At 62.0% G+C, this 24,421-nt stretch carries 18 protein-coding genes and 1 pseudogene; 7 read left to right on the forward strand and 12 right to left on the reverse strand.

The features are described 5' to 3' along the window. Window positions 1–318 precede the first annotated feature (318 nt). Window positions 319–795: a nucleoside deaminase gene (locus ABD833_RS02285; protein ID WP_345070697.1), complete on the reverse strand. Its 477-nt coding sequence runs from the start codon at window positions 793–795 to the stop codon at window positions 319–321. A gap of 225 nt (window positions 796–1,020) precedes the next feature. Here ABD833_RS02285 and ABD833_RS02290 point away from each other — a divergent pair, with 225 nt between their 5' ends. Then, the gene (locus tag ABD833_RS02290; RefSeq protein WP_345070698.1) at window positions 1,021–2,925 is read left to right on the forward strand and encodes a CHRD domain-containing protein; all 1,905 of its coding nucleotides are present in this window, start codon (window positions 1,021–1,023) and stop codon (window positions 2,923–2,925) included. 257 nt (window positions 2,926–3,182) lie between these two features. Here the strand turns inward: ABD833_RS02290 and ABD833_RS02295 are convergent, their stop codons facing one another. Beyond that, window positions 3,183–3,563: a hypothetical protein gene (locus ABD833_RS02295; RefSeq protein ID WP_345070699.1), complete on the reverse strand. Its 381-nt coding sequence runs from the start codon at window positions 3,561–3,563 to the stop codon at window positions 3,183–3,185. Between the two features lie 140 nt (window positions 3,564–3,703). Between ABD833_RS02295 and ABD833_RS02300 the strand changes: the two genes are divergently transcribed. Then, window positions 3,704–4,444, forward strand: a complete 741-nt coding sequence (locus tag ABD833_RS02300) for a class I SAM-dependent methyltransferase (RefSeq protein ID WP_345070700.1) — start codon at window positions 3,704–3,706, stop codon at window positions 4,442–4,444. 86 nt (window positions 4,445–4,530) lie between these two features. Then, window positions 4,531–4,932, forward strand: a complete 402-nt coding sequence (locus ABD833_RS02305; protein ID WP_345070702.1) for a thioesterase family protein — start codon at window positions 4,531–4,533, stop codon at window positions 4,930–4,932. A gap of 77 nt (window positions 4,933–5,009) precedes the next feature. On the opposite strand, the gene ABD833_RS02310 is transcribed toward ABD833_RS02305, so the two are convergent. After that, window positions 5,010–5,588, reverse strand: a complete 579-nt coding sequence (locus tag ABD833_RS02310; RefSeq protein WP_345070703.1) for a DinB family protein — start codon at window positions 5,586–5,588, stop codon at window positions 5,010–5,012. 164 nt (window positions 5,589–5,752) lie between these two features. On the opposite strand from ABD833_RS02310, the gene ABD833_RS02315 reads away from it, so the two are divergent. Further along, entirely contained in the window at window positions 5,753–7,132 is a 1,380-nt protein-coding gene (locus tag ABD833_RS02315) for a hypothetical protein (RefSeq protein ID WP_345070704.1), read from the forward strand. Between the two features lie 204 nt (window positions 7,133–7,336). On the opposite strand, the gene ABD833_RS02320 is transcribed toward ABD833_RS02315, so the two are convergent. Continuing rightward, window positions 7,337–8,320: a pyruvate dehydrogenase complex E1 component subunit beta gene (locus ABD833_RS02320; protein WP_345070706.1), complete on the reverse strand. Its 984-nt coding sequence runs from the start codon at window positions 8,318–8,320 to the stop codon at window positions 7,337–7,339. Window positions 8,321–8,579: 259 nt separating this feature from the next. Then, a complete protein-coding gene (locus tag ABD833_RS02325; protein WP_345070708.1) occupies window positions 8,580–10,388 on the reverse strand; it encodes a tetratricopeptide repeat protein in 1,809 nt (602 codons plus the stop codon). 172 nt (window positions 10,389–10,560) lie between these two features. Here ABD833_RS02325 and ABD833_RS02330 point away from each other — a divergent pair, with 172 nt between their 5' ends. After that, window positions 10,561–10,779, forward strand: a complete 219-nt coding sequence (locus ABD833_RS02330) for a PspC domain-containing protein (RefSeq protein WP_345070710.1) — start codon at window positions 10,561–10,563, stop codon at window positions 10,777–10,779. A 3-nt stretch (window positions 10,780–10,782) separates the two neighbouring features. Here the strand turns inward: ABD833_RS02330 and ABD833_RS02335 are convergent, their stop codons facing one another. The 3 genes from ABD833_RS02335 to ABD833_RS02345 all read right to left on the reverse strand — a co-directional run bounded on the left by ABD833_RS02335 (window position 10,783) and on the right by ABD833_RS02345 (window position 14,230). Beyond that, the gene (locus ABD833_RS02335; RefSeq protein ID WP_345070712.1) at window positions 10,783–11,823 is read right to left on the reverse strand and encodes a glycosyltransferase family 2 protein; all 1,041 of its coding nucleotides are present in this window, start codon (window positions 11,821–11,823) and stop codon (window positions 10,783–10,785) included. Between the two features lie 31 nt (window positions 11,824–11,854). Continuing rightward, entirely contained in the window at window positions 11,855–12,190 is a 336-nt protein-coding gene (locus ABD833_RS02340) for a YbaB/EbfC family nucleoid-associated protein (protein ID WP_345070714.1), read from the reverse strand. A 384-nt stretch (window positions 12,191–12,574) separates the two neighbouring features. Further along, on the reverse strand, window positions 12,575–14,230 hold the full coding sequence (locus ABD833_RS02345) for a glycosyltransferase family 39 protein (protein WP_345070716.1): 1,656 nt from the start codon (window positions 14,228–14,230) through the stop codon (window positions 12,575–12,577). Window positions 14,231–14,485: 255 nt separating this feature from the next. Between ABD833_RS02345 and ABD833_RS02350 the strand changes: the two genes are divergently transcribed. Further along, window positions 14,486–16,270: a glycoside hydrolase family 15 protein gene (locus tag ABD833_RS02350; RefSeq protein WP_345070717.1), complete on the forward strand. Its 1,785-nt coding sequence runs from the start codon at window positions 14,486–14,488 to the stop codon at window positions 16,268–16,270. Between the two features lie 413 nt (window positions 16,271–16,683). Here ABD833_RS02350 and ABD833_RS02355 read toward each other — a convergent pair whose 3' ends face one another. Next, window positions 16,684–18,858: a bifunctional alpha,alpha-trehalose-phosphate synthase (UDP-forming)/trehalose-phosphatase gene (locus ABD833_RS02355; protein WP_345070718.1), complete on the reverse strand. Its 2,175-nt coding sequence runs from the start codon at window positions 18,856–18,858 to the stop codon at window positions 16,684–16,686. A gap of 179 nt (window positions 18,859–19,037) precedes the next feature. Beyond that, a complete protein-coding gene (locus tag ABD833_RS02360) occupies window positions 19,038–19,856 on the reverse strand; it encodes a universal stress protein (protein ID WP_345070720.1) in 819 nt (272 codons plus the stop codon). A 120-nt stretch (window positions 19,857–19,976) separates the two neighbouring features. Here ABD833_RS02360 and ABD833_RS02365 point away from each other — a divergent pair. Further along, window positions 19,977–20,789: pseudogene (locus tag ABD833_RS02365) on the forward strand (NAD(P)-dependent oxidoreductase); the annotation flags it as partial. Here the strand turns inward: ABD833_RS02365 and ABD833_RS02370 are convergent. Further along, complete coding sequence (locus ABD833_RS02370) at window positions 20,786–22,705, reverse strand: T9SS type B sorting domain-containing protein (RefSeq protein WP_345070721.1); 1,920 nt, start codon at window positions 22,703–22,705, stop codon at window positions 20,786–20,788. The pseudogene ABD833_RS02365 and the gene ABD833_RS02370 overlap by 4 nt on opposite strands. A gap of 86 nt (window positions 22,706–22,791) precedes the next feature. Further along, window positions 22,792–24,288: a histidine ammonia-lyase gene (gene hutH / locus ABD833_RS02375; RefSeq protein WP_345070723.1), complete on the reverse strand. Its 1,497-nt coding sequence runs from the start codon at window positions 24,286–24,288 to the stop codon at window positions 22,792–22,794. Window positions 24,289–24,421: the final 133 nt, after the last annotated feature.

Here is a 24,421-nt window from a genome sequence, read left to right on the forward strand (position 1 = left end):
CGGTGTATTAAAAGGAGAAATGGGCATTCTTCTTTTTAATTTATTGTAAAATACCAATAAAATGGATTTGGCCGATACCCTAAATGCGGGTCGTCCTGATACTTTTTTCGCGGTAGCTGGTCCCGGCGCAGCCGTGGTTTTCAGGGCCCGAGGAAGCGGCGGGTGAAATAGCCGGCCATGCTGAAGCAGGCCTGAAAACGTGGGGCCGCGGCAATAAAAAACGACCGGCCTCCTGCAAGCAACTGGTGTGCTTGCAGGAGGCCGGTCAGAAAACACCCGTCAGGACCTGAGGCGCTGCTGCGCTACGGAGCGAAGAGGCTAGTATTGAGTCTTGCCCTGCTTATTCTGCCAGGCCTCAAAGCCGGCCCGGGCTTCGTCGCGCAGCAGCTGCTCCATCGGAATCTGGCGGGCGGACAGCGGTTTGTCGAGCTCATCGTAGATAAACTGGTCGTCGAAGCCGATATCCGCCGCATCCTGCTTGGTGTTGCCATAGAATACCCGGCGCGGACGGGCCCAGTAAATGGCTCCCAGGCACATCGGGCAGGGCTCACAGGAGGTATACAGGTCGCAATCGTCGAGCTGGAACGTGCCTAGTTCCTGGCAGGCCTTGCGGATGGCATCCACTTCGGCGTGGCAGGTAGGGTCGTTGGTGTGGGTTACCTGGTTGAAGCCCCGGGCAATGATCCGACCGTCTTTCACGACCACGGCTCCAAACGGCCCGCCGTAACCAGCCTGCATTTTTTCAATTGAAAGGCGAATGGCTTCGCGCATGAACTCGTCGTGGGGAGCTTCCATAGAAGTAGGGAAAAAACACTGAAAAAGCCGGCAAGATAATGCCCGCCCCACCCTGGAGCCAAACTATTGGCGCACCCAATACCGATCCAGAGGCAGATGTACCAGTGGGCTTGGGGGCAGGGTTAGCCGGATTTTGCCGGCGCAGGCAACCATTGATAGAAATATTTCGAGTATTTAGGTGCTTGTAATCACAGTTATTGTTCATTCACTCACTTCCTTCTCATCATGCGCAAACAACTTACTCTTTTCTTCACCGGCTTGTTAGTACTGGCCTCGGGCCTGGTTCAGGCCGACCATCTACGGCCCCACCTGCTCATGGCGGCCAAGCTGGAGGGCGCCCAGGAAGTGCCCGCTGTGGTTACGGCCGCCAAAGGAGTGGCCAGCTTTAGTATGAATCCTACCCGCGATACGCTCTTTATCACGGCCTCATTTGTGGGCCTTTCGGGCCCCATTACGGGGGCCCATGTGCATTTAGGCGGCCGTGGTATAAGTGGCCCAATCGTTACGGGGCTGACGCAGTTTGTAACCGGTAACCGACTGCAGGGCTTTCTGACCGGTGCGGAGTTCGACGTGGCCAAACGCCGGAAGTATTTGCTGGGGGGCTATTACCTCAACATTCATACGGCCGCTAATCCCGGCGGGGAAATACGGGGCCAGATTGAGCTGGAAAAGGATTTTGCGTACATCGCTCAGCTCACCGGGGCTGGCGCCGTACCGGTCGTGACCACTACGGCTTCGGGCTTCGGGGCTTTTGCGCTATCCCAGGACAAAACCAAAATCAAGTTCCAGGCCATCGTGCGGGGGCTGAGTGGCGCCATTACGGGGGCCACGCTGCGCAATGCTACGGCTACTACCGCCGGTACTGCGGTAGTGGACCTGCTGCCTTTCCAGGATCCCAACAACCGGGGAGTATTCAGCGGAGAAATTGCCACTACGCCAGATTTGCTGACCGCTTTTGAAGCCAACAACCTGTTTATGAATGTGAGTACGGGGGCTAATACCGGGGGCGAGATTCGCGGCCGGGTGTTTCAGGATCGTCGTTTCCTCAACTTCGATGCCCGGCTCGATAGCGCACAGGTGGTGAACGGCCGCTTTACGCTTGCCCGCGGAATTTCCGTGCTGCGCATCAGCCCCACGCTCGACTCGCTGACGGTGTTTGCCACCTATGCCGGCTTGAGCGGGCCGGTTACTTCGGCCATCCTCTACGCTTCCCCTTTCGGGCAGGCCAACACCCCGGCTACGCAGGCTACCAACGACCTGTCGCCGTTCATTCAGAATGAGTTTTTAGGTGTGCAATTCACCGGCCTGAACGCCGGTAATGGGGCCCTTACCACTGCCCTGCTCGCGGGTAACGTCAACATACAACTGACCACCGCAGGCTTCCCGAACGGGGAAATCCGCGGGCAGATTTACCGCCTGGCCCGGGAAGGCTACACCTTTGCCATAGATGGCCGGCAGGAGCGCCCTACGCCGGTTAGCTCCGCTGGCTATGGTGCCGGCCTGGTTTCTGTTGACCGGGACCAGAGCAATGCGCATTTCATGATGTCCTGGGGCGGGCTCACGGGGCCAGCCCGGGCCGGCCATTTCCATACCGGCCTGCGCACGCAAGCTGGTCCGGTAGTGTTCGAGCTAACCTCGTTTTTTGATAATGCTACGGCTCCCGCATCGGCAGAAGGCTACTGGCAGGCTAGCGGCAATGCGGCTCCTAACGCTCCGCGGCCGTTCACGCTGCGCCGCTCACTGCAGTTCCGCCGCGACAGTGTGTACGTCAACATTCATACGGCAGCTTTCCCGGGCGGCGAGATCCGGGGCCAGGTCCTGCGGGGGGCCCGTGACCGGGTTCTGGCTCCGCTCAGCACGCAGCCGGCAGCATTGATTGCCGGCTCGTTTGCCAGCTACCCTAACCCGTTCCAGAGAGGCATTACCCTGAGCTTTGAAGCCCGTAGCTCCAGCTCTGGCACCCTACAGGTATCGGATCTGCTAGGGCGCATAGTAACCTCTCAGCCTGTTCAGATCCGAACCGGGGCCAATGTTCAGCAGCTGGCCCTGCCGCAAGCCAAGCCTGGAGTCTACCTGGTGACGATAGAAACCGGGAGCTTCAAACTTCTGACTAAGATTATGAAAGAGTAGCTCGCCACTTTGGTCGGCCTGGGCGGAATTCGGGGGGCGGCCGAGTGGAAAAATAAAAACCAACAGGTATCAACTGGTCAGCTCTTCTGGCATAAACCTTGCTAAGGTTTTGCCTGAAAGAATAGTTTTTTAGGTGTTTTGGTTGTGGAAAAGGGGACGTCGATTCGGCGTCCTTTTTTTATGTCCGGTTGGCAACCCTTCAACTCCGGGGGGAGTGACCGTACCGGAGAATACGGGCTGCAGCGAAGCCGTTTGGGTTAATGTACGATGCGCAATTCATAGTCAGTTCCCCCGGCGGTGGCAAAGGCTCCTACGCGGCTGGGGCCATAACCTAGGTTCACCTTCACGAATTCGTCGCGCACGGGCAGCAGACTAATGATTTCACGGCGTAGCTCAGCCAGGTCGGTGTGCATGTTCTGGATTCGTTGTTCCACCTCCTCAGCCCGCTGATCAAAGCTGCCGGTGGCGGGGCGTTGCTCAAACTGCCGGGCGGCGTGGGCGTCGGCTGCTTCGGTGGCCGGTAGGCTACTGGCCTCGACCGTGGCCTTACGCAGGTCGTCTTCGGCCTCCAGATAAGCAGTTATTTTCTCTTCGAGCGGAATCAGGGTAGGATCGAGGTAATCGAGGTTGCTGGCCATGGGAATGAAATCGAAAAGAGTAGGGGTGTGCCTTCCCCAACGCAGACCAGTTGGGGAAGGATGCGCCCCCACGCAAAAAGTCTCCCGTCCCGGGCTCCGCCGGGCCCAACCCGCCAGTATAACTCCCGTATCTTCGCCCTATGTCCCAATCTTCTGCCCCCGATCCGGTGGGCCACGCCCTGATAGCTTATTTGCGCGGTAACCAAGCGACGGCTCTACTGGTCCATAGCAACGTAACCGATGACGAGGATCTGGCCGCCAGCTACTTCTTTCGATCGCTCTGGGAAATGCCGGAACTTGAGCGCACCGCCCTGCAGGAATGCCGGGGCCGCGTTCTGGATGCCGGGGCCGGAGCCGGCTGCCACAGTCTGGAGCTACAGAGCCGCGGCTTTCAGGTGAAGGCCATTGATGCCTCCCCGGGTGCGGTGCAGGTGATGCAGGAACGGGGGGTACGGGAGGCCGCCTGCCACAACCTGTTCGACGCGCCCGCCGCAGGAGAGCGTTTTGATACCATCCTGATGCTGATGAACGGACTGGGCTTAGTGGGCACGCTCGATGGTCTGGAACGCTTTCTGGTTCATGCCCGCACCCTGTTGGCTCCTGGCGGTCAAATCCTGGCTACTTCTTCCGACATCAGCTACCTCTACGAAGACGAGGAGGGAGCGCTGGTTATTAACATCAACGGTCCTTACTACGGGGAAATAGAGTACGCCATGACCTACGGCGACGAAACCGGCCCGCAGTTCGACTGGCTGTTCGCCGATGCCAGCATTGTGCAGGACTATGCCGAATCAGCGGGGTACGAAGTGGAGTTTCTGGGCGAAGACGACCAGCAGCAATACCTGGTGCGGCTTACGCTGCAACAAACGGATAGAAGCTAACTGCCCGCGTCATCCGCATCACCCCCCTGACTTCTGATTTCCATAGTATGGAATACGCTAAAACATACACTGCTCGCTGGGCCGATATGGACCCGAACGCTCACATGCGGCATTCGGCTTATACCGACTACGCCGCTCAGCTGCGTATCGAATACCTGGCGGAGCACGGCTTTGGGATGCAGCGTTTCGCTGAGCTGGGTATGGGGCCGATTCTGTTTCGCGAAGACACCCGCTTTCTCAAGGAAGTTGGTATCAGCGAAGCAATTCGGGTAACGGCAGAAGCCGCCGGGTTAAGTGCTGATGGGTCGCGTTGGCGCATTATTCATACCCTCTACAAGGCTGATGGGCGACCAGCGGCTACCGTTACCGTAGATGGTGCCTGGCTGGATCTGCGCCGCCGTAAGCTCATGGTTCCTCCCCCCGAGATGGTTGAGGCGATGCGCCGGATGCCGCGCCACGAGTCGTACGCGGATATAATCAGGAATTAAAAATCGATAAACCAGGCAACCCCGGTCAACAGACAAGGCGTACAGATTCTTAATTCTTAATTCTTAATTCTTAATTCTTAATTCTTAATCCTGCTACTGATACGCTCCAGCTGCCGCTGGTGGTGCAGCACGTGGTCGACCATGAAATCCAGTGTCTGGTAGATGTTGAGCATGCCCGAGCGGGGGTGCTTGAAAATCATGCTGCTCAGGAGCTTGGAAGGAAACTCATTCAGCGTGCGCTCCAGCTGGCGGCGTGTCCGTTCCCATTCGGTGCGCAGCTCAGCGAGGGGAGGGGCGGTTTCGGGGGTAAGGGCGGCCAGATACTTGGGGGCCTTAAAGCGGAGAAACGGCAAGCGCAGGGCCAGCCGCAGGGCCCGGGAACGCAGGAACGTCAGCAAGCCAGTCTGGCCCAGCCCTTCAGCCTGCTGGACCTTCTTATCGATGTACTGCCCGATACCGGTTTCGGCTACCAGCAGGTGCTGCACTACCTGCGCGGCAGACCATTGCCCCGGGACGGGGGCCTGATGAGCTTTGTCGCCCAGGGCCTGGGTCATGTCGAGCAAGCGGGCCGTGGCTTGTTCGAGCTGCTCGAAGCGGAGGTGCAGACGATGGTTCATGAGCGGACGCAGGCGGGAGAATACAGTAGCTTTGGGCAAAAGGTACAATAAAATCCGGGCCCCTGACCAGCTATGCTACTTTCTGAGATCTTACCTGTTGCGGCTGATTTCAGGCAGCTCAGGGCGCTGAACAAAACTAGGACGCTCCTTGGGAGGGGGGGGCGGCCCGGCGTTTTTTTTGTTTTCCGGCCCGTTGGTGCGCTATGAGAAATAAGGGCCTGAAGCGGGACGGCTGGTGGTTTGTGGGCGGATACCTGCTGTGGCTGGGGTATCTGCTCAATTCCGGCTACGAGGTGATTTATGGTGATGCCGGTACGTACTGGGAGCTGGCCTACCGGTTTTTCCACGGTCATGCTTTTTCCCTGCTGGCCTACAACGACCGGATGCGGGGCTATGCCTACCCATTGCTGAACGTGCCGGGGGCCGTGCTGGCAGCCGTGCTGCCTTGTGCGCCGGCTACGGCGGCCAAGGTGCTGGGCGCCGGCTACGCCGCGCTGGCCTTCACCGTGGTTGGGCCCCGCCTCTGGCAGGCCCTGACCGGGATGCTTAAGCGGCCCTCCTGGCCGCAGACGGTTGTTTTCGGGGTATTGGGCTTTGGGTTCTGGCGCGACTATTTCAACTTTCCCCTTTCCGATTTTCCCGCGCTGCTGGCCCTGGCTGCCGGGCTGCTGGCCTTGTATCGGCTGCCGGGCTGGCGGGGGCACCTGCTGGCCGGCGTCGGACTGGCGCTGGCCGTGAACATCCGCCCGATCTATCTGGCCTCGGTCCCCTTTTTTATGGTCCTGGTCCTGGTGCTGCCAACCCCGTTAAAAGCGGGACATTGGCGTTACCGGGGCCTGGGTCTGGTTCTGGGGTTGGGCCTGACGCTGCTGCCCCAGGCGCTGATAAACTACCGTCATTTTCGGACGCCGACGCCCTTCGTGCTGGCAGAATCACCGAAGTACGGGACCCGGAATCTGTACCTGGAAAAGCTGATCTGGGGCTTACACCACCAAAAATACGAAACCGCTGTTGAGGCCAATGGCGCCGTGGGGCAACTGCTGTTTCTGGACCCGGCCGGGCTGGCCCTGATTGAGCGGGAGCACCTCAGCCTCCACAGTACCTACCGCGCCTATGCGCGCGCCCTGCTGCACCACCCGGCCGATTTTGCGGGGCTCTACGCCCGCCGGCTCTTTAACGGCCTCGACGTGCAGTATCCTACTCCCTACGTGCGCAAGGCAGCGGCCTCCACCATCGGCCTGGCGCTGATCAACTACACCATCTGGTTTCTGGTATTGCTGTACGTGACTACCGGCGCCTGCGGCGTAGTGCGCCGCGACCAGTGGGTTGTGTTAGCGGTCTGGCTGGCTCCCGTTGTGGCGGTGCTGCCCATGAGTATGGAATGCCGCTTTGTATTGCCCCTGCACTTGCTGGCGTATGCCCTGCTGGCTTTTGGGTGGCCGGCGGCCTGGCGGCTCTCCTTGCTGTCGTTCAATACCCGGCTACGCCTGGGCATAGCTTACTTGGGTTTTGTACTGCTATGTCTGGCCCTGTCCTCGGCAACGCAGGCTAATCTGGAGTCAGCGCCGCGTTTGCTGACGTAGTCCTGGCCTGGCAGAAAGCCTGGCTTTATTCCCGCCTTCGCCTGTGTCGTCAGTAAGCCGCTGAAGTTACACGCGCGGCACCGATGGGTTTTCCGTGACAACCTGCAAGAAAGCTGTCAACCTATTCCCGGACCAGACACAACATCAAAAAAGCCCCGTAACCACTGTGGTTACGGGGCTTTTGCCTTCAAAAAGATCCGGGGGCTACTTGCTCACATACAGCACTTCCTTCACGGCCTGCACGGTGCGGGCCACGTTGGGCAGCGAAGCCTCAATGAGCGTGGGAGCGTAGGGCAGGGGCACGTCCATGCAGGTGATGCGCAGCACGGGCGCGTCGAGGTGGTCGAAGGCGCGGCGCTGCACCATGTAGGCCAGCTCCGAGCTGATGCTGGCCAGGGGCCAGGCTTCTTCCACCACCACCATGCGGTTGGTTTTCTTCACCGATTCGATCAGCGTGTCGTAGTCGATCGGGCGCACTGAGCGCAGGTCAATAACTTCGGCCTCGATGCCTTCCTTCGCCAGCTCATCGGCGGCGGTCAGGGCAATCTTCATCATTTTGCCGAAGCTCACGATGGTCACGCTCGTGCCCGGCCGGACTACGCTGGCCTTACCGATTGGAATCAGGTATTCTTCCTCGGGCACTTCCCCCTTGTCGCCGTACATCAGCTCCGACTCCATGAAAATTACCGGGTCCGGGTCGCGGATGGCGCTTTTCAACAGGCCTTTGGCGTCGTAGGGCGTGGAAGGAACCACTACTTTCAGGCCGGGGCAGTTGGCGAACCAGTTCTCGAAGTTCTGGGAGTGCTGGCTGCTGAGCATGCCCGCGTTGCCGGTGGGGCCGCGGAATACGATGGGGCAGGAGTACTGCCCGCCCGACATCGAATAAATCTTGGCGGCCGAGTTGATGACCTGGTCGATGGCCACCAGCGAGAAGTTGAAGGTCATGAACTCGATAACCGGAATCAGGCCGTTGGCGGCGGCCCCCACGCCGATGCCGGCAAAGCCCAGCTCGGCAATAGGGGTATCAATCACGCGCTCCGGGCCAAATTCGTCGAGCATGCCCTGGCTCACTTTGTAGGCACCGTTGTATTCACCTACTTCTTCGCCCATCAGAAACACGCGCGGGTCGCGGCGCATTTCTTCGTTGAGGGCTTCACGCAGGGCTTCCCGGAATTGGATGGTCCGCATACTCATTAGGGGTTGACAGAAACTCAAAAGGTCAAAGCAGGAAAAAGCCGGCTCAAAACCGGTGGGTAAAGCTACGACGAGAAGGGGGGTTAGGCAAATATGTCCGTGTCATTGCGAGGAACGAAGCAATCGGTCCTCCGCAACGTGTCGAACGCTGTTTCAGCAGAAAGCTCCGGCATTGAAGCACAGCAGGCCTTTTTGATCTAGCCCGGTTTTCTTCTTTGTTCAGCCCGGATTGCTTCGTTCCGCGCAACGATACTTACCGCAACGCCTCCAGAAACATCTTGCTGCCGGCATAATCCCGGAACTCCAGATCTTCCACGGCGCGCTGGGCAAAGGCGCGGTCGAGCTGAATGGCCCGGCGCAGCTGCTGACCCACCTGGGCTTCGTTTTTGGCCCGGGCAGCCACCACGGCCAGCGTGTAGTACGCCAGTGGGTCGTCGGGTTTCAACGCCAGGGCTTCCTGATAAATGCTGGCTGCTCCGTCGTAATTGCCTTTGAGCAGGTAAATCAGCGCCTTGTTCATGGTGTTCTGGTAGCTGCGGCTGCTGTAGCCCAGGCTATTTACGGCATCGTCGAGCTGGCCGATTTCAATTTCGAGGGCGGCTTTGTCGGCGAATACTTTATCCAGCACCGGGCGCGGGCCCCCGAGCTTGATGGCGTAGTCGTAGTTCTGCAGCGCTTCGAGCTTGTCGTCGGCGCGGTGGTAAGCCGTGGCCACGCGGTAGAACATGGTGGCCGTGGGGTTACGGTGGGCCGCCAGGGTAAAGTTGGTGGCGGCCCGCCGCAGGTAGGCCCGGCGTACTTTGTCGTTCACTTCTTTTTCCGAGCGCAGCAGCAGCACCACGGCCAGGTTATGGTAGGCCTGCCAGCTGCCGGTGGTGGCTACTGACGTTTCGTAGATGCGCTGCTTCTCGGCCAGCAGGGGCGTGAGCGTGGCCGAATAGCGCAGCTCCTCGGGGGTAAGGGCGTCGGCCTCGGTTTCCTTTTCCACAATCTTTTTCGAGAGCAGATAAATCTCCGAGTCGTAGCGCTTGGGGGCGGTATATTCCACGGCCACCGTGCCGAAGCGCAGCACGGGGTAGATGTACTGGTCCAGGTAATCGAAGAACGAGAGGCGGTGCAGGCTTTTTTCCTGGCGGGCAAAGGAGCCCGGCGTCTCGTTCAGCAGCAGCACCACCGAATCGATTTGCTCGGGTTTCAGCGCCGACTCCTGCACCTTGTTCAGGAACAGGTCCCAGCGGCGGTGGTAGGCCAGGGTCTGGAATTTGATGGTGCCCACCGAATTGAGGTAGGAGTAGGTGTCGACGCGCTTTTTATAATACTTCAGCAGGGCCTGCACGCGCTTGTCGGCCAGCTGCGGGTCGTGGGCGTCGAGGGAGTCGGGGGAGTGACCGGCCACGATCATCACCCGGCTGGTGCGCTGATTGGCATCGATAAAGTCTTCCAGCGCCGCCACATTCGTCCCCAGGTAGTTGCGTACTGCCGCCTGCCCGCCATCAAAGAAGAAGGGCAGGACCCGGGTGCCGCTGCGGTTGTTGTCGGCCGTTGCGGGCAGCAGGGCAACAGCCGTATCCTGGCGCACGACCATCCGTCCGGTGGCGACGAGGCCGCGGGCCACGTGAAACTCCGTTCCTTTCAGCTGCTTCCCCCCAGGCTTCAGCTCCCGGGCATCGGGTTTGGCTATCAGCTCGCCGGGGTTTTTGCGGGGCGCGTAGGGAAAAGAAAACTGCCGGGTGATTAAGAGCTGGTCCTGGTGGTCGGGGTCGTACACATACTCGCCCGAGACGAAGGTGAGGCGGCCAAGGGTGTCTTCGCGCAGGCCGTTGTCGTAGCGGTAGCTTAGAGCGAGGTTGTAGGCTTTTCCTTTTTGCAGCACGCTGGCCGGCACGCGGGCCTGCACTTCGAACAACACGTTTTCGCCGTTGCTTTCCAGTACCGCGGGCTTCACCGTCACCTGCTGGCCCGCCTGCGCAACCTTTAGCAGGCGCGGTAACGTACACCCGGGCAACGTGCCCAGGGCAATCAGCAGGAGAACAGACGAACACAGGCGGGGTAAATAGCTCATAGGCGCTAAGCAAGTCGGGAAGGGCGGGGCCTAATTTCTGCCCATCAAACGCAAAAACCGCCGTTGAAGGTCAGAAATTGTGGCCGATTGCCACTTTTTCCCTTGCCATTCGCCGTTTTCCTTGTTATTTTGAGCTGCCTTAGCCGCGTCAACTGGTTATAAATGAGGAACAATGAAACGACTAACTGACTTCATCGAAAAGCAGAGCTTTGGCGTCTGCAATGCGTTGGGCAACCGGCTCGGCTTCTCCAGCCGGAGCATTCGGCTGTCGTTCGTGTATGCTTCCTTCTTCACTTTCGGCTCCCCCGTCGTGCTGTATTTCGCCCTGGCGTTCTGGATGGATGCCCGTCGGGCGATGCGCCGGCAGCGCAGCACCATCTGGGATTTATAAGGGTCAGGGTTTCGGTTTCCGGTCGGCGGGAAAACCGGCGGAGTCAAGCTGGGAAAACGCCCGGACTTCCTGCCCAAAATAAGCCCATACCAGACTGCCATTGTACACCCCCGGGCGTTCCGGGGTAAGCCGCTGCCGCGGGGCCGCCCGCCGCTGCTGCTGCCAGTATTTTCGATTGCGAAAGAAGTCCCGGTGCGCCCGCAGAACAGCCCTGGCATCGCCGGTAGCGCCCTGAGTGAGAAACCGGAGCGCGGCTACCCAGTCCAGAATCAGCCGGGTTGCCATAATGCCGGTCAGCTCCCGGGAATTCACGTTTTTGTACACCAGCGCCAGTCCGTTGCGGAAGTTGAGGTAGGTTTTGCGCGAGTTCGACTTGTGCAGCGTGCCGCCGCCGACGTGGTACACGGTGCTGCTGCCCTGGTACCAGACTTCCTGGTCCGCGTTCCAGAGCCGCCAGCACAGGTCGATTTCCTCCATGTGGGCGAAGAATTTCGTTTCCAATCCACCCAGCGCGTGCCAGGCCTCGGCACGCACGAACATACAGGCGCCGGTCGCCCAGGCTACCGGACGGGCGTCGTTGTACTGGCCGAGGTCTTTCTCGAGCGTATCGAACAGGCGGCCGCGGCAGAAGGGGTAGCCAAGCCGGTCGAGGTAGCCCCCGCCGGCCCCGGCGTATTCGAAGCTGGTTGGGTCGGCGTGAGCCAGAATCTTGGGCTGGCAGGCGGCCACGGCGGGGCGCTGCTCCAGCAGCTCCCGCATCGGGCGCAGCCAGCCGGGCGTCACGGCCACGTCGGAGTTGAGCAGCACGTAATACTTCGCCGTAATCTGCGGCAGGGCCTGGTTGTAGCCTTCACAAAAGCCCAGGTTGCCGGCGTGGCGGAGGATTTCGACGGTGGGAAATTCCTGCGCCAGCACTGCCCGCGAATCGTCGGTGGAGGCATTGTCGACCACGATAATGCGGGCCGCGTCGGAGTGCGCCAGCACGGAGGGCAGAAACCGGCGCAACAGGGCCTGCCCGTTCCAGTTCAGAATAACGACCGCCACATCGGCGCAGCTACCAGCCGGTACGGGCGGACTAAAGGCCAAAGTTGCCGAGGTCGAGGCCGGGGAGGTTGGGCAGCAGGCCGGAGGTTTTGCTTTTCAGCTCTTCCTTGGCTTTTTCGCCCACTTCCTCCATCACCTTATTTACCGCCGCCACCACCAGATCGGCCAGCATGTCGCGGTCCTGGGGCGTGAGCAGGGATTCGTCGATTTCGAGCTTGAGCAGGCGGCGCTGGCCATTGGCCGTGGCCTTCACCAGCCCGCCACCCGACTCGGCCGTGGCGGTGAGGTGCTGCAATTCGTCCTGGGCCTGCTTCATTTTCTCCTGCAGCTCCTTCACCTTGCCCATCATGCCCATCATATCAAACATAGGTTCTAAATCGTTGTTTCCAGCGAACTGAAAGGGTTTTGAAAGTGGAAATGGTACAGGGTCGACACCGCTTGAAGCTGATTGGCCGGCGCAATAACCCGGCCGGCACCACCCAACGAATACGGTTAGGCACCTAATCAGGGGATGCTACGGAATATCATAAAGGGTGGTTTTCGGGACAATTTACGGAAAGCTCCCGCTTTTGTACGGCCCCTTCGTTGGACCAGCCAGTGCGGTCCGGGCGGCTTTTGATTTTGGCCAGTCTCCGCGGCTACCCGGCTGGTCGCCTCCCCCGCCGCAAGCTGGCGCACCGCTACCTGGGTAATGGGACAGGTATGGCAACGGGCTTTCAGAAGTGAGCAGGCAGTGCTAAGCCACCGTGGATCAGGGTTTTCCAGGGCCTGACGGAGAAGATGGCGACCGGCGACCGTTACGCTCAAAAATCGATAAGACTTTCACTCCCTCAACCCGGATAACGTGAATTTCGCGGCCCATACTGTCCAGATAAGACTGCGGGTGCCAGCGGTAACCCGTCATAAAATACCGGGCCCCGGCCACGCGGTCAGGCTCGTAGTGCAGGCGGGCCCGCTGTTCCGGCCGCAGAATCAGGGCGTTGTTGTAGAGCGGGTAGTGCCACTGCTCGTGAACAGCCAGCTTGGGGGCCGTGTCGTGGGCCAGCAGCCACTCTAACCCCTGCCGGTAGGCCAGCCCCCAGTAGTCGCGCTCAAACAGTCGTTCCACTACCGGGGCCGGCAGGAAGCTGAAGTAGACCTGCTGAAAAGGGTGCATCCGTACCATCCGGATCGTTGTGGCCGCTAATTCCAGGCCGGCCGCCAGCATCAGGGCCCCCGCCAGCCCGCGCAACGGAGCGGCTGGGCGCGTCAGCCGCAACAGGTCGCGCAGTCCGCTGACGGCGAACAGCAACAGGGCCGGATAAATGAAATACAGATGCCGCCAGCCATCATACACCACCGCCTGGCGGCTGATGACCAGCACCAGCGGCCCGAGCAGCCACAAAGCCAGCCACGCATCGAGCTGCCCGACTGCGGAGCGGAGCCCCCGGCCGCGCCGGCGAATCAGTTGCGTTAGTGAGCTGCTGAGGCCAAGCAGGGCCAGTGCGGAGTAGGCGACGGGGGTGGTGATAAGCAGCCAGACGGGAATGTAGTGCCAGGGCAGACGCGTAGCGGGCACCAGTTGGCCCAGGTAAACCACCGTGAACGGCCAGGGATAATTGCCCAGCTGCTGCGCCGCCCGCCACAATTCGGTTGGTGGCGTAGCCCACAGGTAGGGCCAGCCCGCGTACGTGCCGCCCAGCGCCGCCCCCAGGTACCCGACGGCGAGCAACGCCCGTCGTCCCACCGGATAGTGGGGGGCAGGCAGACTTAGCAGAACCACCAGGGTGGGCAAAACTACCAGCAGGCCCTGCAACCGGATGTCGGTGGCCAGCGCCGTGAGCAGGCCGTGGACGACGACCCGACCGACGGTGGGCTTCTGGCGCAGCCATAGCAGTCCGGCCACTGCCAGGGTAAAGAACGACATGAACACCACGTCCTTGCCGTTGTAGAACGCCTCGGCAAAGAACCGCGGCGAAAGCACCAGCAGCAGACTGCCCAGCAGGGCCCAGCGCCAGTCCCGGAAGCGTTGGCGGCCGATGTAACACAAAGCCCCGGTGCCCAGCACGAAGGTGAAAAACGCCAGCAGATGCCGCACGAAATACACGCCCCGCGAGTCGCCATCGGTGAACAGGTAGCCCAGCAGGGCCGCCGCCATTTCGAAGATGGGGCCGTGGTCACTGTCGGGGAAGTCGCGGATAGCGGGGATGGGCGACTGCCCGGCAGCCACCCGCCGGGCCAGGTCGGGGGCCAGCTGCCGGGCCACGTGATTCAGGCTGACCAAGCCGTTCAGATGGTTGTTCACCTCGTCCCACGATACTCCGTAGTCGCGGTGCAGGCCGATGCCTAAAGCCAGTAACAGGCCAAAAAACAACCCCACCAGAACCGGCGGCCGCAAGGCAGGGTGGGAAATCCGGGAGGTACGCAAGGCCGACGGGAAGTTAGGGTGCCCGACCCGGTTGCGGGCCGCCGGGCGGGAGAAAAAACGCTGAATTCGGGCTGCAAAGGTAGGCAAGGACTCCGGCCGGGCGGCCAAAAATGATTTCCGGCTGGCCTGGTTCCGGCCGGGCCGCCGGGCCGCCGCAGACAACCCGGGCTGCCGCAATGGGGTACTAGAGGCAGAGCCCGGGGAGAAAAGGGCCAGTTCGCAGTCAACCCAAGCTCCCGTTAAAACTGATTCTGAATGACGAAACATACCTACGACATGGGCCTGATTGGCAACTGCGCCTTTCTGGGCCTCATCGGCACCGATACCGCCGTGCGCTGGCTGTGCTGGCCCCGGTTCGACAGCAGCTTCGTGTTTGGCAGCCTGCTGGACGATGACAAGGGCGGCGAATTCAGCATCCGGCCCGCGGCGGGCGGGCAAGTCGGGTCGCACCAGTATTATCAGCAGAACACCAACGTGCTCTGCACCGAAATCGAAACGGCGGACGGCCGCTACCGGGTCACGGATTTTGCCCCGCGCTTCGAGCAGTACGAGCGCAACTACAAGCCCCTGATGCTGATCCGGAAGCTGGAGCCTCTGGGGGGGACGCCCCGCGTGCGGGTCATCTGCCGGCCCGTGGGCCAGTACGGCACCCTGGCCCTGAACCGCCGCCGCAGCTCCAACCACATTGCCTTTCTGGGCCTGGACGAGGAAATCCGCCTTACCACCAACATCCCGCTGACCTACGTGCTGGATGAGGAAGACTTCGTGCTGAACGAAACCAAGTATCTCGTGCTCACTTACGGCGCCCCGCTGGAAGCTCCGTTGGAAAGCACCGTCGAGCGGTTTCTGAGCAACACCCGGGAGTACTGGCGCAAGTGGGTGAAAAGCATGAGTATCGGGCATTTCCACCAGGAGCAGGTTATCCGCTCGGCCCTGGCCCTGAAGATGCACCAGTACGAAGACACCGGCGCCATCATCGCGGCCACCACGACCAGCCTGCCCGAAGCGCCCGGCAGCACCCGCAACTGGGACTACCGCTACTGCTGGATGCGCGACACCTACTACATCCTCACGGCCTTCAACAACATCGGCCACTTCGAGGAAATGGAGCGCTATTTCCACTACATCGTCAATATCTCGACCAAGGTGACGGGCAAATACCAGCCCCTGTACGGCATCAGCGGTGCTTCCCAGCTGGTAGAGCAGGAGCTGGATCTGGCCGGCTACCTGGGCAACCAGCCCGTGCGCATCGGCAACGATGCCTACACCCATATTCAGAACGACGTGTACGGGCAAGTGCTCGTGGCCCTGCTGCCGCTCTACGTCGACCGGCGCTTTATCGACCCCGAGCGGCCCAACCCCGAGAAGCTGATTTTTGAGGCCCTGCGCATGATTGAGGTGACCATGAACCAGCCCGATGCGGGCCTCTGGGAATTCCGCAACCTGGCCCAGTACCACGCCTACACCTACCTGTTTCACTGGGCCGGCAGCCACGCTGCCCGCAAGGTGGCCCGCACGCTGGGCAATGCCGACATGGAAGCCCTGGCCACCCGGCTGATGGACGAGGCCGCCGCTCACATCGAGCAGTGCTACAGCCCGGAGCACGGAGCTTTCACCAACGCCGTGGGCTCGCCTCACCTCGATGCCAGTGGTATGCAGCTGATCATGATGGGCTACCTCGACCCGGACTCCCCGCTGGCGCACCGCCACCTGGAAGCCCTGGAACGGGAGCTGAAAACCCCCGAAGGCCTGTTCTACCGCTACCGCCACGCCGACGACTTCGGGACGCCGGAAACCACTTTCCTGATCTGCTCCTTCTGGTACGTAGAAGCTCTGGCCTGCGTGGGCCGGGTGCAGGATGCTATCCGGGAGTTTGAAAAGCTGATCACCTACACTAACCACCTGGGCCTGCTCAGCGAAGACGTGGATGCCAAAACCGGCTCGCAGTGGGGCAACTTCCCCCAGGCCTACAGCCACGTCGGGCTGGTAAATGCCGCCTACCGGATTGCCAAAAAGCTCGACAAGCCGAATTTCGTGTAGGTTGGGGTCCTGGGGTCTTAGGGGCTTGGGATCCTGGCAAAATCGTCTGTCATCCTTCATCTGGCGTCCGCTTGCGAAGGACCTTCCTCAGCCATCTGCTTAGCCCTCATACATAAGCAAAGCCCTTTAAGTAGGTCATGAAAATTACTTTGCAATAAAAAAACGTCATGCTGAGCTTGTCGAAGCATCTCTACCGCTTCATCAGGTCCGTTTAGCGAAGCGGTAGAGATGCTTCGACAAGCTCAGCATGACGTGCTGATAAGTCAAACTAATTCCTTCGGCCTACTTACCACGCAATGGTAAAGGGCTTTGCTTATGTATGAGGGTTTATCACTGACCCTGGCAGGATTCATTACTTCACTTCGCGCCGTTCGGGATAACAGCCGGTCTTACCACGACCCCAAGACCCCAGCCTACCCCAGGCTATGGAGCAGCTGCCGGACTTCGGTGGTGGAGCGGACGTGAAAGCGGGCCAGGGAACGGGCCTCGGTGCCGACTTTGATGGTGTATGCCTCAGCCGGCAGGGCCCCGAAGGTGTCCTCGTCGGTACGGTCGTCGCCGATGGCCAGCAGGAAGCCGGGGCCATGCTGGCTGATCCAGCGCGCGGCGGCCGTGCCTTTGTTGATGCCCGCATTCTTGATTTCGAGCACTTTGTTGCCTTCCAGCACCTGCAGATCAGTGTTGGAAGCCATGAAGGTGAGGTGACTGAGCAGCTCCCGGGCCCGCACCGCGCCCAGGTCGGCATCGGCGCGGCGGAAGTGCCAGACCAGGGAATATTCCTTCTCCTCAATGAAAGAGCCGGGAGTACGCGCCACGTACAGCTCCAGCACGGGCCGCAGCTCCCGCTTCCAGTCGTTGCGCAGGGGCTGAAACAGCTGCCAGTCTTCGCCCGCGGTGCGGAGCCAGGCGCCGTGCTCGGCAATGAAATCGAGCGGCAGGTGGCCCAGCCAGGTCTGGAGCGTGGTCCGGTCGCGGCCACTGATGACCACGACGCGGTTCCGCGGGTTATCGGTCAGGGCCTGCAGCAGCCTTAGCAGCTCCTCATCGGGCCGGGCGCGTTGCGGGTCGGGGTGAAACGGGGCCAGGGTACCGTCGTAGTCGAGCAGCAGCATCCGTTGCGGGGCGGCTTCGTAGTCCTGCTGCAGCCGGGCCAGGGTAGCCGGGTCCAGCATTTCGGTGGCCAGGGTGTGCTGCTTGATTTTGGTGTAGGCCAGCTGGTTCATAAACAGCCTGGTCCAGGCAAACACATTGTAGCGCCGTACCAGGGCCTGCATGGCCGCCATGCGCTGCTGCTGCTCTTCCAGGGGCATCATCAGCGCGTCGTGCATGGCCTCAACCAGCTGACTGGTATCGGTGGGGTTGATGATGAGGGCGTCGGCCAGCTCGCGGGCGGCTCCGGCCCGCTCACTCAGGATCAGCACCCCGCCGTTATCAGCTTTGCAGGCAATAAACTCCTTTGCCACCAGGTTCATGCCGTCGCGCATGGGCGTCACCAGGGCCACTTCCGCTAACCGGTACAGGGAGGCCAGCTCTTCCAGGGGCAGGGAGCGGTAGAAATAGTGAATCGGGTTCCAGCTGATGGTGCGGTACTGGGCATTGATGCGGCCCACCAGCTCGTCAATTTCTTCTTTCAGCGCCGCGTATTCCGTTACCTGGTCGCGCGAGGGCACCACCAGCATAATCAGGCACACCTTTTCCCGCCATTCGGGGTAGCGCTGGAGCAGCAGCGCGAAGGCCCGCAGGCGCTGGGCAATGCCTTTGGTGTAGTCGAGCCGGTCGATGGAGAGGATAACGCGGGCGTCGTGCAGGGCCTTGCGGTAGGTCACCTCATACTCCTGAGCGGCGGGTGAGGCGGCCGCCCGGGCATACCGCTCGTAGTCAATACCCATTGGAAATGCATCGACGCGCAGGGTGCGGGTCGGCGTTTCGATCTGGCCGTTCTGGGTGGGCAGGCCCAGCAGCTGGGACACGGCGCTCAGGAAGTGCCGCATGTAGCCGTAGGTGTGGAAGCCGATCAGGTCGGCCCCCAGCATACCGCGCAGCAGCTCGGCCCGCCAGGGCAGCACCCGGATCAGCTCGTAGGAGGGGAAAGGGATGTGCAGGAAGAAGCCGATGGTGCAGTTGGGACGGGCCTCGCGCAGCATGGCGGGCAGCAGCAGCAGCTGGTAGTCGTGAATCCAGATGGTGTCGTCGGGGCCGGCCTGTTCGAGCACGGCGCGGCAGAATTTCTCATTCACCGCCACGTAAGCATCCCAGTGGGCCTGCTCGTAGGTAGCCAGCTGACTGAAATAATGGAAAGTAGGCCAGAGCGTGGAGTTGCTGAAGCCTTCGTAATAATCCCGGATTTCGGTTTCCGTCAGAAACACCGGCCGCATGCTGTCGGCGCGGAGCTGCTCGGTCACGTACTGCTCCTCGGCCGCGTCCTGCACGAACAAGCCGGGCCAGCCCACCCACATGTTGCCTTCGGCCTGGTAAATGGAGCCCAGGCCCGTGGCCAGCCCGCCTTCACTGGATTGAAAGGTCAGGCTGTCGTCGGTGCGTTGGACTTTGGTGGGTAAGCGGTTAGAGACAATAATCGTTTGAGACATGTGCTTTTCAGAATGGTGAGCCCTTGGACTTACGCAGAAAAGGCCGCTTTAGCCATATAAGACGCGTCAGCGAGTGGTCCGGCAGCCTTTGGGAGCCCGGCAAATACCGGGGAATTCAGCCGTAGCGGCCGGTTGCTGTTTTCGGGGACCGGCAATGCCGCCCCGGCGCCGATACCGCTTTATTCCTGGGCCGGGAGCACCAGCACCGGAATCGGGCTTTGCCGGAGCACCTGGGCTGTAACGCTGTGGTGAAACAACTCGCTCACAAAGCTGCGGGGGCGCGCAATCAGGATTACCATATCAAATTCCGTGGGCCGGGCGACCCGCAGAATGCCTTCGGCCGGCCGGAGGGCACTGACGCTGCGGGTCCGCACCGATTGGGGTAGCGCCAGGCCCAGGCTCAGCACGGAGTTCAGCGCCTCGGTGGCTATTTCCTCCGGAGCCGGGCCTTCCACTACCTGCACTACGGTCAGCTCGGCCTGCAAAGCGTCGAGCAGGTGGCGCAGGGTGGCCGCGTGCGCGCCCAGGGTGAATGGTTCGCCGTCTACGGCCACCAGCACGCGGCGGGGCGGGTGGGGCGCGGGCAGCGGGTGGGGAACTACCAGCATGGGGTAGGGCACGGCCCGCAGAATGTCGAGCGAGGTAGTGGTTACCAGCTCGTCGGGGGTATTCTCCGAGTTAGGGCGGCCCAGCACCAGCAGCGTAGGATGGTGGTGGCGCACGGACTCGGCAATGGCATCGGCTACCTGGCCGTGGCCTATTTCGGCGGCTACGGGCCCCGGCAAATCCCGGATTAAGCGCTGGAAACCCAGGTCTACGTCCTCGTGCTCCAGGTCGGGGGCTTCGCCGCTGAACCGCTCCGGATCCAGCAGGGAATCACGCTGCACGTGGAGCAGCACCAGCCGGGCGCCAAGCGGGGGGGCCAGGGTTGCAGCATAGTCCAGGGCCCCGTTGGCGGCCTGGAAAAAGTCGGTGAGCACCAGCAGGGAAGGAGTCATAGCAGAAATAAGTAGGTTGCTGGCTTTACGGGGAATTCCCGGCCTCGGTCATTATCGTTTGCGCGAAGGCTACGGAGCCCGACGTGGACGCGGGAGCCGGCAAGGGCGGCGGGCCAGGGCTATGATCAGGTAGCCCTGCCGGCGGCCCGGCGGCTGGGGCTGCGGGTGGCCAACGTGCCCCACTACTCGCCCTACGCCATTGCCGAACACGCGCTGGCCCTCATTCTGGCCCTGAACCGGCAGCTGCACCGGGCCACTGCGCAGCTACGCCACGCCGACTTCCGGCTGGATGAGCTGGTCGGTTTCGATCGGCACGGCAAAACCGTGGGCATCATTGGCTGCGGAATCATCGGCGGAACGATGGCCGGGCTGCTCCACGGGTTCGGGGGCCGGCTGCTGGGTTCCGATGTGCAGGAAGATGCCACCCTGAGTCAGCGCTGCGGCCTGGAATACGTGCCGTTGGATACGCTGTGCGAGCTGTCCGACGTCGTTACGGTCCACGCTCCGCTCACGGCGGCCACCCGCCACCTGCCCGATGCCGGGCCGCTGGCCAGGATCAAGCGGGGCGTGATGCTCATCAACACGAGCCGGGGTGGCCTGCTCGATACCAAAGCCGCGTTGGCCGCCCTGGACTCGGGCCAGCCGGGCTACCTGGGCCTGGACGTGTACGAAAAGGGGCTGTTCTTCTACGACCATTCCCAGGAGCCCCCCCAGGATGCGCTGCTAACCCAGCTGCTGGCCCGGCCCAACGTGCTCATCACGGGGCACCAGGGCTTCCTGACCCGGGAGGCGCTGACCAACATTGCCACCACCACCATCGAAACCCTCGACTGCTGGCTCGGTGGGCAGCCCGCCGCTAATGAGCTTGCTGCTGCTGCTCCCGTCCCGGAAGAAGCGCCGGCCGGCGGAACCGGGGCCCCGGGCCGCGGCTAGCGTACTATCGTGATGGTACCGTGCTGCACTACCCGCTGGCCGGTTTCGTCGGTGGCCTCGAAGCGCCAGACGTAGGGCCCGGGTACGGGCGGGGCCGAGCTGATGCGGCCGTCCCAGGTCTGGGTGCGGTCGGTGCCGCGAAACACCTCCTGGCCGTTGCGGTCGACGACGGTGAAGCGGAACGTGGTCAGGAAGCGGCCTTTCACTTCGAGCACGTCATTCAGCCGGTCGCCGTTGGGGCTGAAGGCGGTGGGCAGAAACACTCTGAACTGCCGGGCTACGGTGGCAATGTTGGAATAGCTGACCGGCTGGCCGGCTCCGCTGGCCGCAATCCGGTAGCGCAGCACCTGCCGGTCGGTGGGCGGCTGCAGATCCAGAAATTCGGGGGCAGTGAGGCTGCCGCTGATATCCCGCCACGAGTTATCGGCCTGCTGCACCTGAACCAGGTAACGTACCGAGCTGGCCGGGGCCGGGCTGCGGAGTGCCGACCAGCTGAGCTGCGCCTGGGTGCCCTCGGCATCGGCCGCGGCGGCGCGCAGCACTACCGGGCAGAACCCCGCACTGGCTGCCGAGCTGTTCCCGCAGGCATCCAGAAACTGTACCGTGTAGCAGACGGGCTCAATCAGGCTGGTAACCGTAGAGTCGCGGACGGTGCGGCTGGGCGTGGTAGCCACCGTCAGCGTGTTGTCGCGGCGGTACAGGAGCTGGCCACCGGTGGGCAGGCCAGGTACCGTGGCCGTCAGCTCTACCTGATTGCGGGCCGTGAAGGTGGCAAACAGGCGGGGCACCGGCTGCGTCCGCAGTGCTGAAGTCAGCACTGACACTTCACTGGTCGAAACGGCGGCCGTGGCTCCCGTCCCGGTGGTGGCTTCGAGACGGTAGCGGTAGCTTACCCCGCAGGTGATACCAACAGAATCGAGGTACGGCGAAGACCCCGGGGGCAGGATTATGCCTTCGCGCCGGAGCACGTAGCGGTACCCGGCCCTTGGAGTCCAGCTCAGCAGGTTGCGGCCGTCGTTGGAAGTACCCGTCAGCTGAACGGAGCATAGCTCACCCGAGGGCAGGTTGCTGATGCTGGGCTGGCAGGCGTCGGTGAGCAGCAGGCGGTAGCAGCCCGCCGCCGGGGCAGGCGCAAGCGTGTAAGAGGTTTGACCTGCGGTGATGGGCGCAACCGTGCGGAAGCCGCCGGGAGTGGCGGCATCGGCCTGTTGAAGCTGATACTGGTAGTCGGCTTGCAGCGGCCCGAACTGGAAGACGAAGCGGCCGTCCTGCGCGTCGAGCTGCCGGATAAGGGGCCTGACCGCGGCAGGCTTGGGCGTGAACGACCTGGTGCTGGCCGCTTCGCACCCGCCGGTGTACTTACCGATTACGGTTACGGTGGTTACTCCGCTGCCTACTGCGTAGGGTGTGGCTTGCGCCGGTTGCCGGGCCCCAGTGCCCAGCTGCACGAAGTACTGGTCGTAGTTGCGGTCGTCGATGGTCACCTGCACGAAGCCGGGGGCGCAGACCGTGAGGGTAAAAGCGGGCCGGGGCAGGGCCTTTACCGCAAACGGGCGGGGGTAGGTAAATCCCGGAGCGGCCGGTACCAGGTTCGGGGTGAGCTGGGTGATGACGATGCTGCCCGCCGCGGTGGGGGTGTAGAAAGTAGCAGTATCGGTGGGGGCAAAGGAGCAGGTGATGGCCGGCCGGGCCACGTAGTAGATAACGCTGGGCGAAAGGCTCCGGCCGCTGGCATCCTTGAGCCGGTACGTCTGGCCCACGCACAGCGTGCTTACCTCCAGCCTGGTGCTGGCATCGTAGACCCGGAATCGGCTGTTGCCGTTGGAGTTGTCGAAGCATTGGGCCTGACTCCGGCCGGGAAAGAAACCTGCCAGCAGCAGCAGCAAAACCAGAAAAAGCTGTTTCGTAGTCGCCATATTCATCAGGTCTGTAACGCGGGCCGGTGGGGTTTGCGTTTTCGCCGGCCGAAAAATAGCCCGCGCCGGCTTAGTCGGCCCCGCGGCTACTGCCAGTCGTACGTGCGTACGAAGGCGGCGGCGGCGTGCAGGTCAGGGTAGAGCACCCGGTCCCGACTCACGAACTTTACTTTTTCGCGGAAGGCGGCCACCACCTTTTCCAGGGCCGGCGAGGTGCGGGTGGGAAGGCGGAAAGCCAGGGCCTGGGTCGCGGTCAGCAGCTCAATACCCAGAATCTGCTCCACGTTCTCCACCACGCGCCGCACTTTGGTGGCCGCGTTGGCGCCCATGCTCACGTGGTCTTCCTGCCCATTGCTGCTCACGATGCTGTCGATGGAAGCGGGAGTACAGAGCTGTTTGTTCTGACTCACGATGCCCGCGGCAGTATACTGCGGAATCATCAGCCCCGAGTTCAGGCCCGGCTCAGCCACCAGGAAAGGCGGCAGGCCGCGCTGCCCCCCGATAAGCTGGTAGGTGCGGCGCTCCGAGATGCTGCCCAGCTCGGCCACGGCCAGTGCCATAAAGTCGAGGGCCAGGGCCAGGGGCTGGCCGTGGAAGTTGCCGCCGCTCAGAATCAGGTCGTCGTCCGGGAAGATGTTGGGGTTGTCGGTTACGGCATTGCACTCGGTTTCGAGCGTATGAGCCACGTAAGTCAGCGCGTCGCGGGAGGCGCCGTGCACCTGAGGCTGGCAGCGGAAAGAGTAGGGGTCCTGCACCGCCGTTTTGGGCTGGCGCTGCAATTCGCTGCCGGCCAGCAGCTCCCGGATCCGGGCGGCCACCAGCCCCTGCCCGGCGTGGGGCCGGATGGCGTGCAGGCGGGCATCGAAGGGCTCGGGCCGGCCCTCAAAGGCTTCCAGCGACAAGGCTCCAATCACGTCGGCGGCGTTGGCCAGGCGCTCGGTCCGCAGCTGGCAGTGGACGCCGTAGGCCAGCATGAACTGGGTGCCGTTGAGCAGGGCCAGGCCTTCCTTGGCTTCCAGCCCCAGCGGCTTCCAGCTGAACAAGCTCAGCACGTCGGCGGCCTGCAAACGGTAGCCCTGGTAGTTCACTTCGCCCAGGCCCAGCAAGGGCAGACACAGATGCGCCAGCGGGGCCAGGTCGCCGCTGGCGCCCAACGAGCCCTGCTGGTACACCACGGGAAAGATGTCGCGGTTGTAGAAGTCGAGCAGGCGCTGCACCGTAGCTACCTGCACGCCGCTGTGGCCGTAGCTCAGGCTCTGCGCTTTCAGCAGCAGCATCAGGCGCACTACTTCCTCGGGCACTTCCTCGCCCGTACCGCAGGCGTGCGACATCATCAGGTTCGTCTGCAGCTGTTGCCGCTCCTGCGGGGCGATACTCTGGTTGCACAACGCGCCAAACCCGGTGTTGATGCCATATACCGGGGCGTCCGACTTCCCGAGTCGGTCGTGCAGATACTGGTGGCAGGCCTGGATGCGCTGGCGGGCGTCGTCGGCCAGCTTAACGGTAGGTTTATCGGCCAGCAGCCGGCGCAGGGTGGGCAGGTCGAGGTGGACGCTGGGGGTGAGGTGGTAGTCGGCGGACATAAACGAGGGCAGGCAAGCGGGGGTGGGAGGTCCGAAAGTTCCTCAATTCTTTTGGAACTGGTTGCCGGGCTGAGGAAGAGGGAAACAAAAAGACCGTCATGCCGAGCGAAGCCGAGGCATGACGGTCCTGGTA

Origin of the sequence: Hymenobacter fastidiosus, assembly GCF_039539565.1 — a bacterium.
In the GTDB taxonomy this organism is placed as follows: Bacteria; Bacteroidota; Bacteroidia; order Cytophagales; family Hymenobacteraceae; genus Hymenobacter; species Hymenobacter fastidiosus.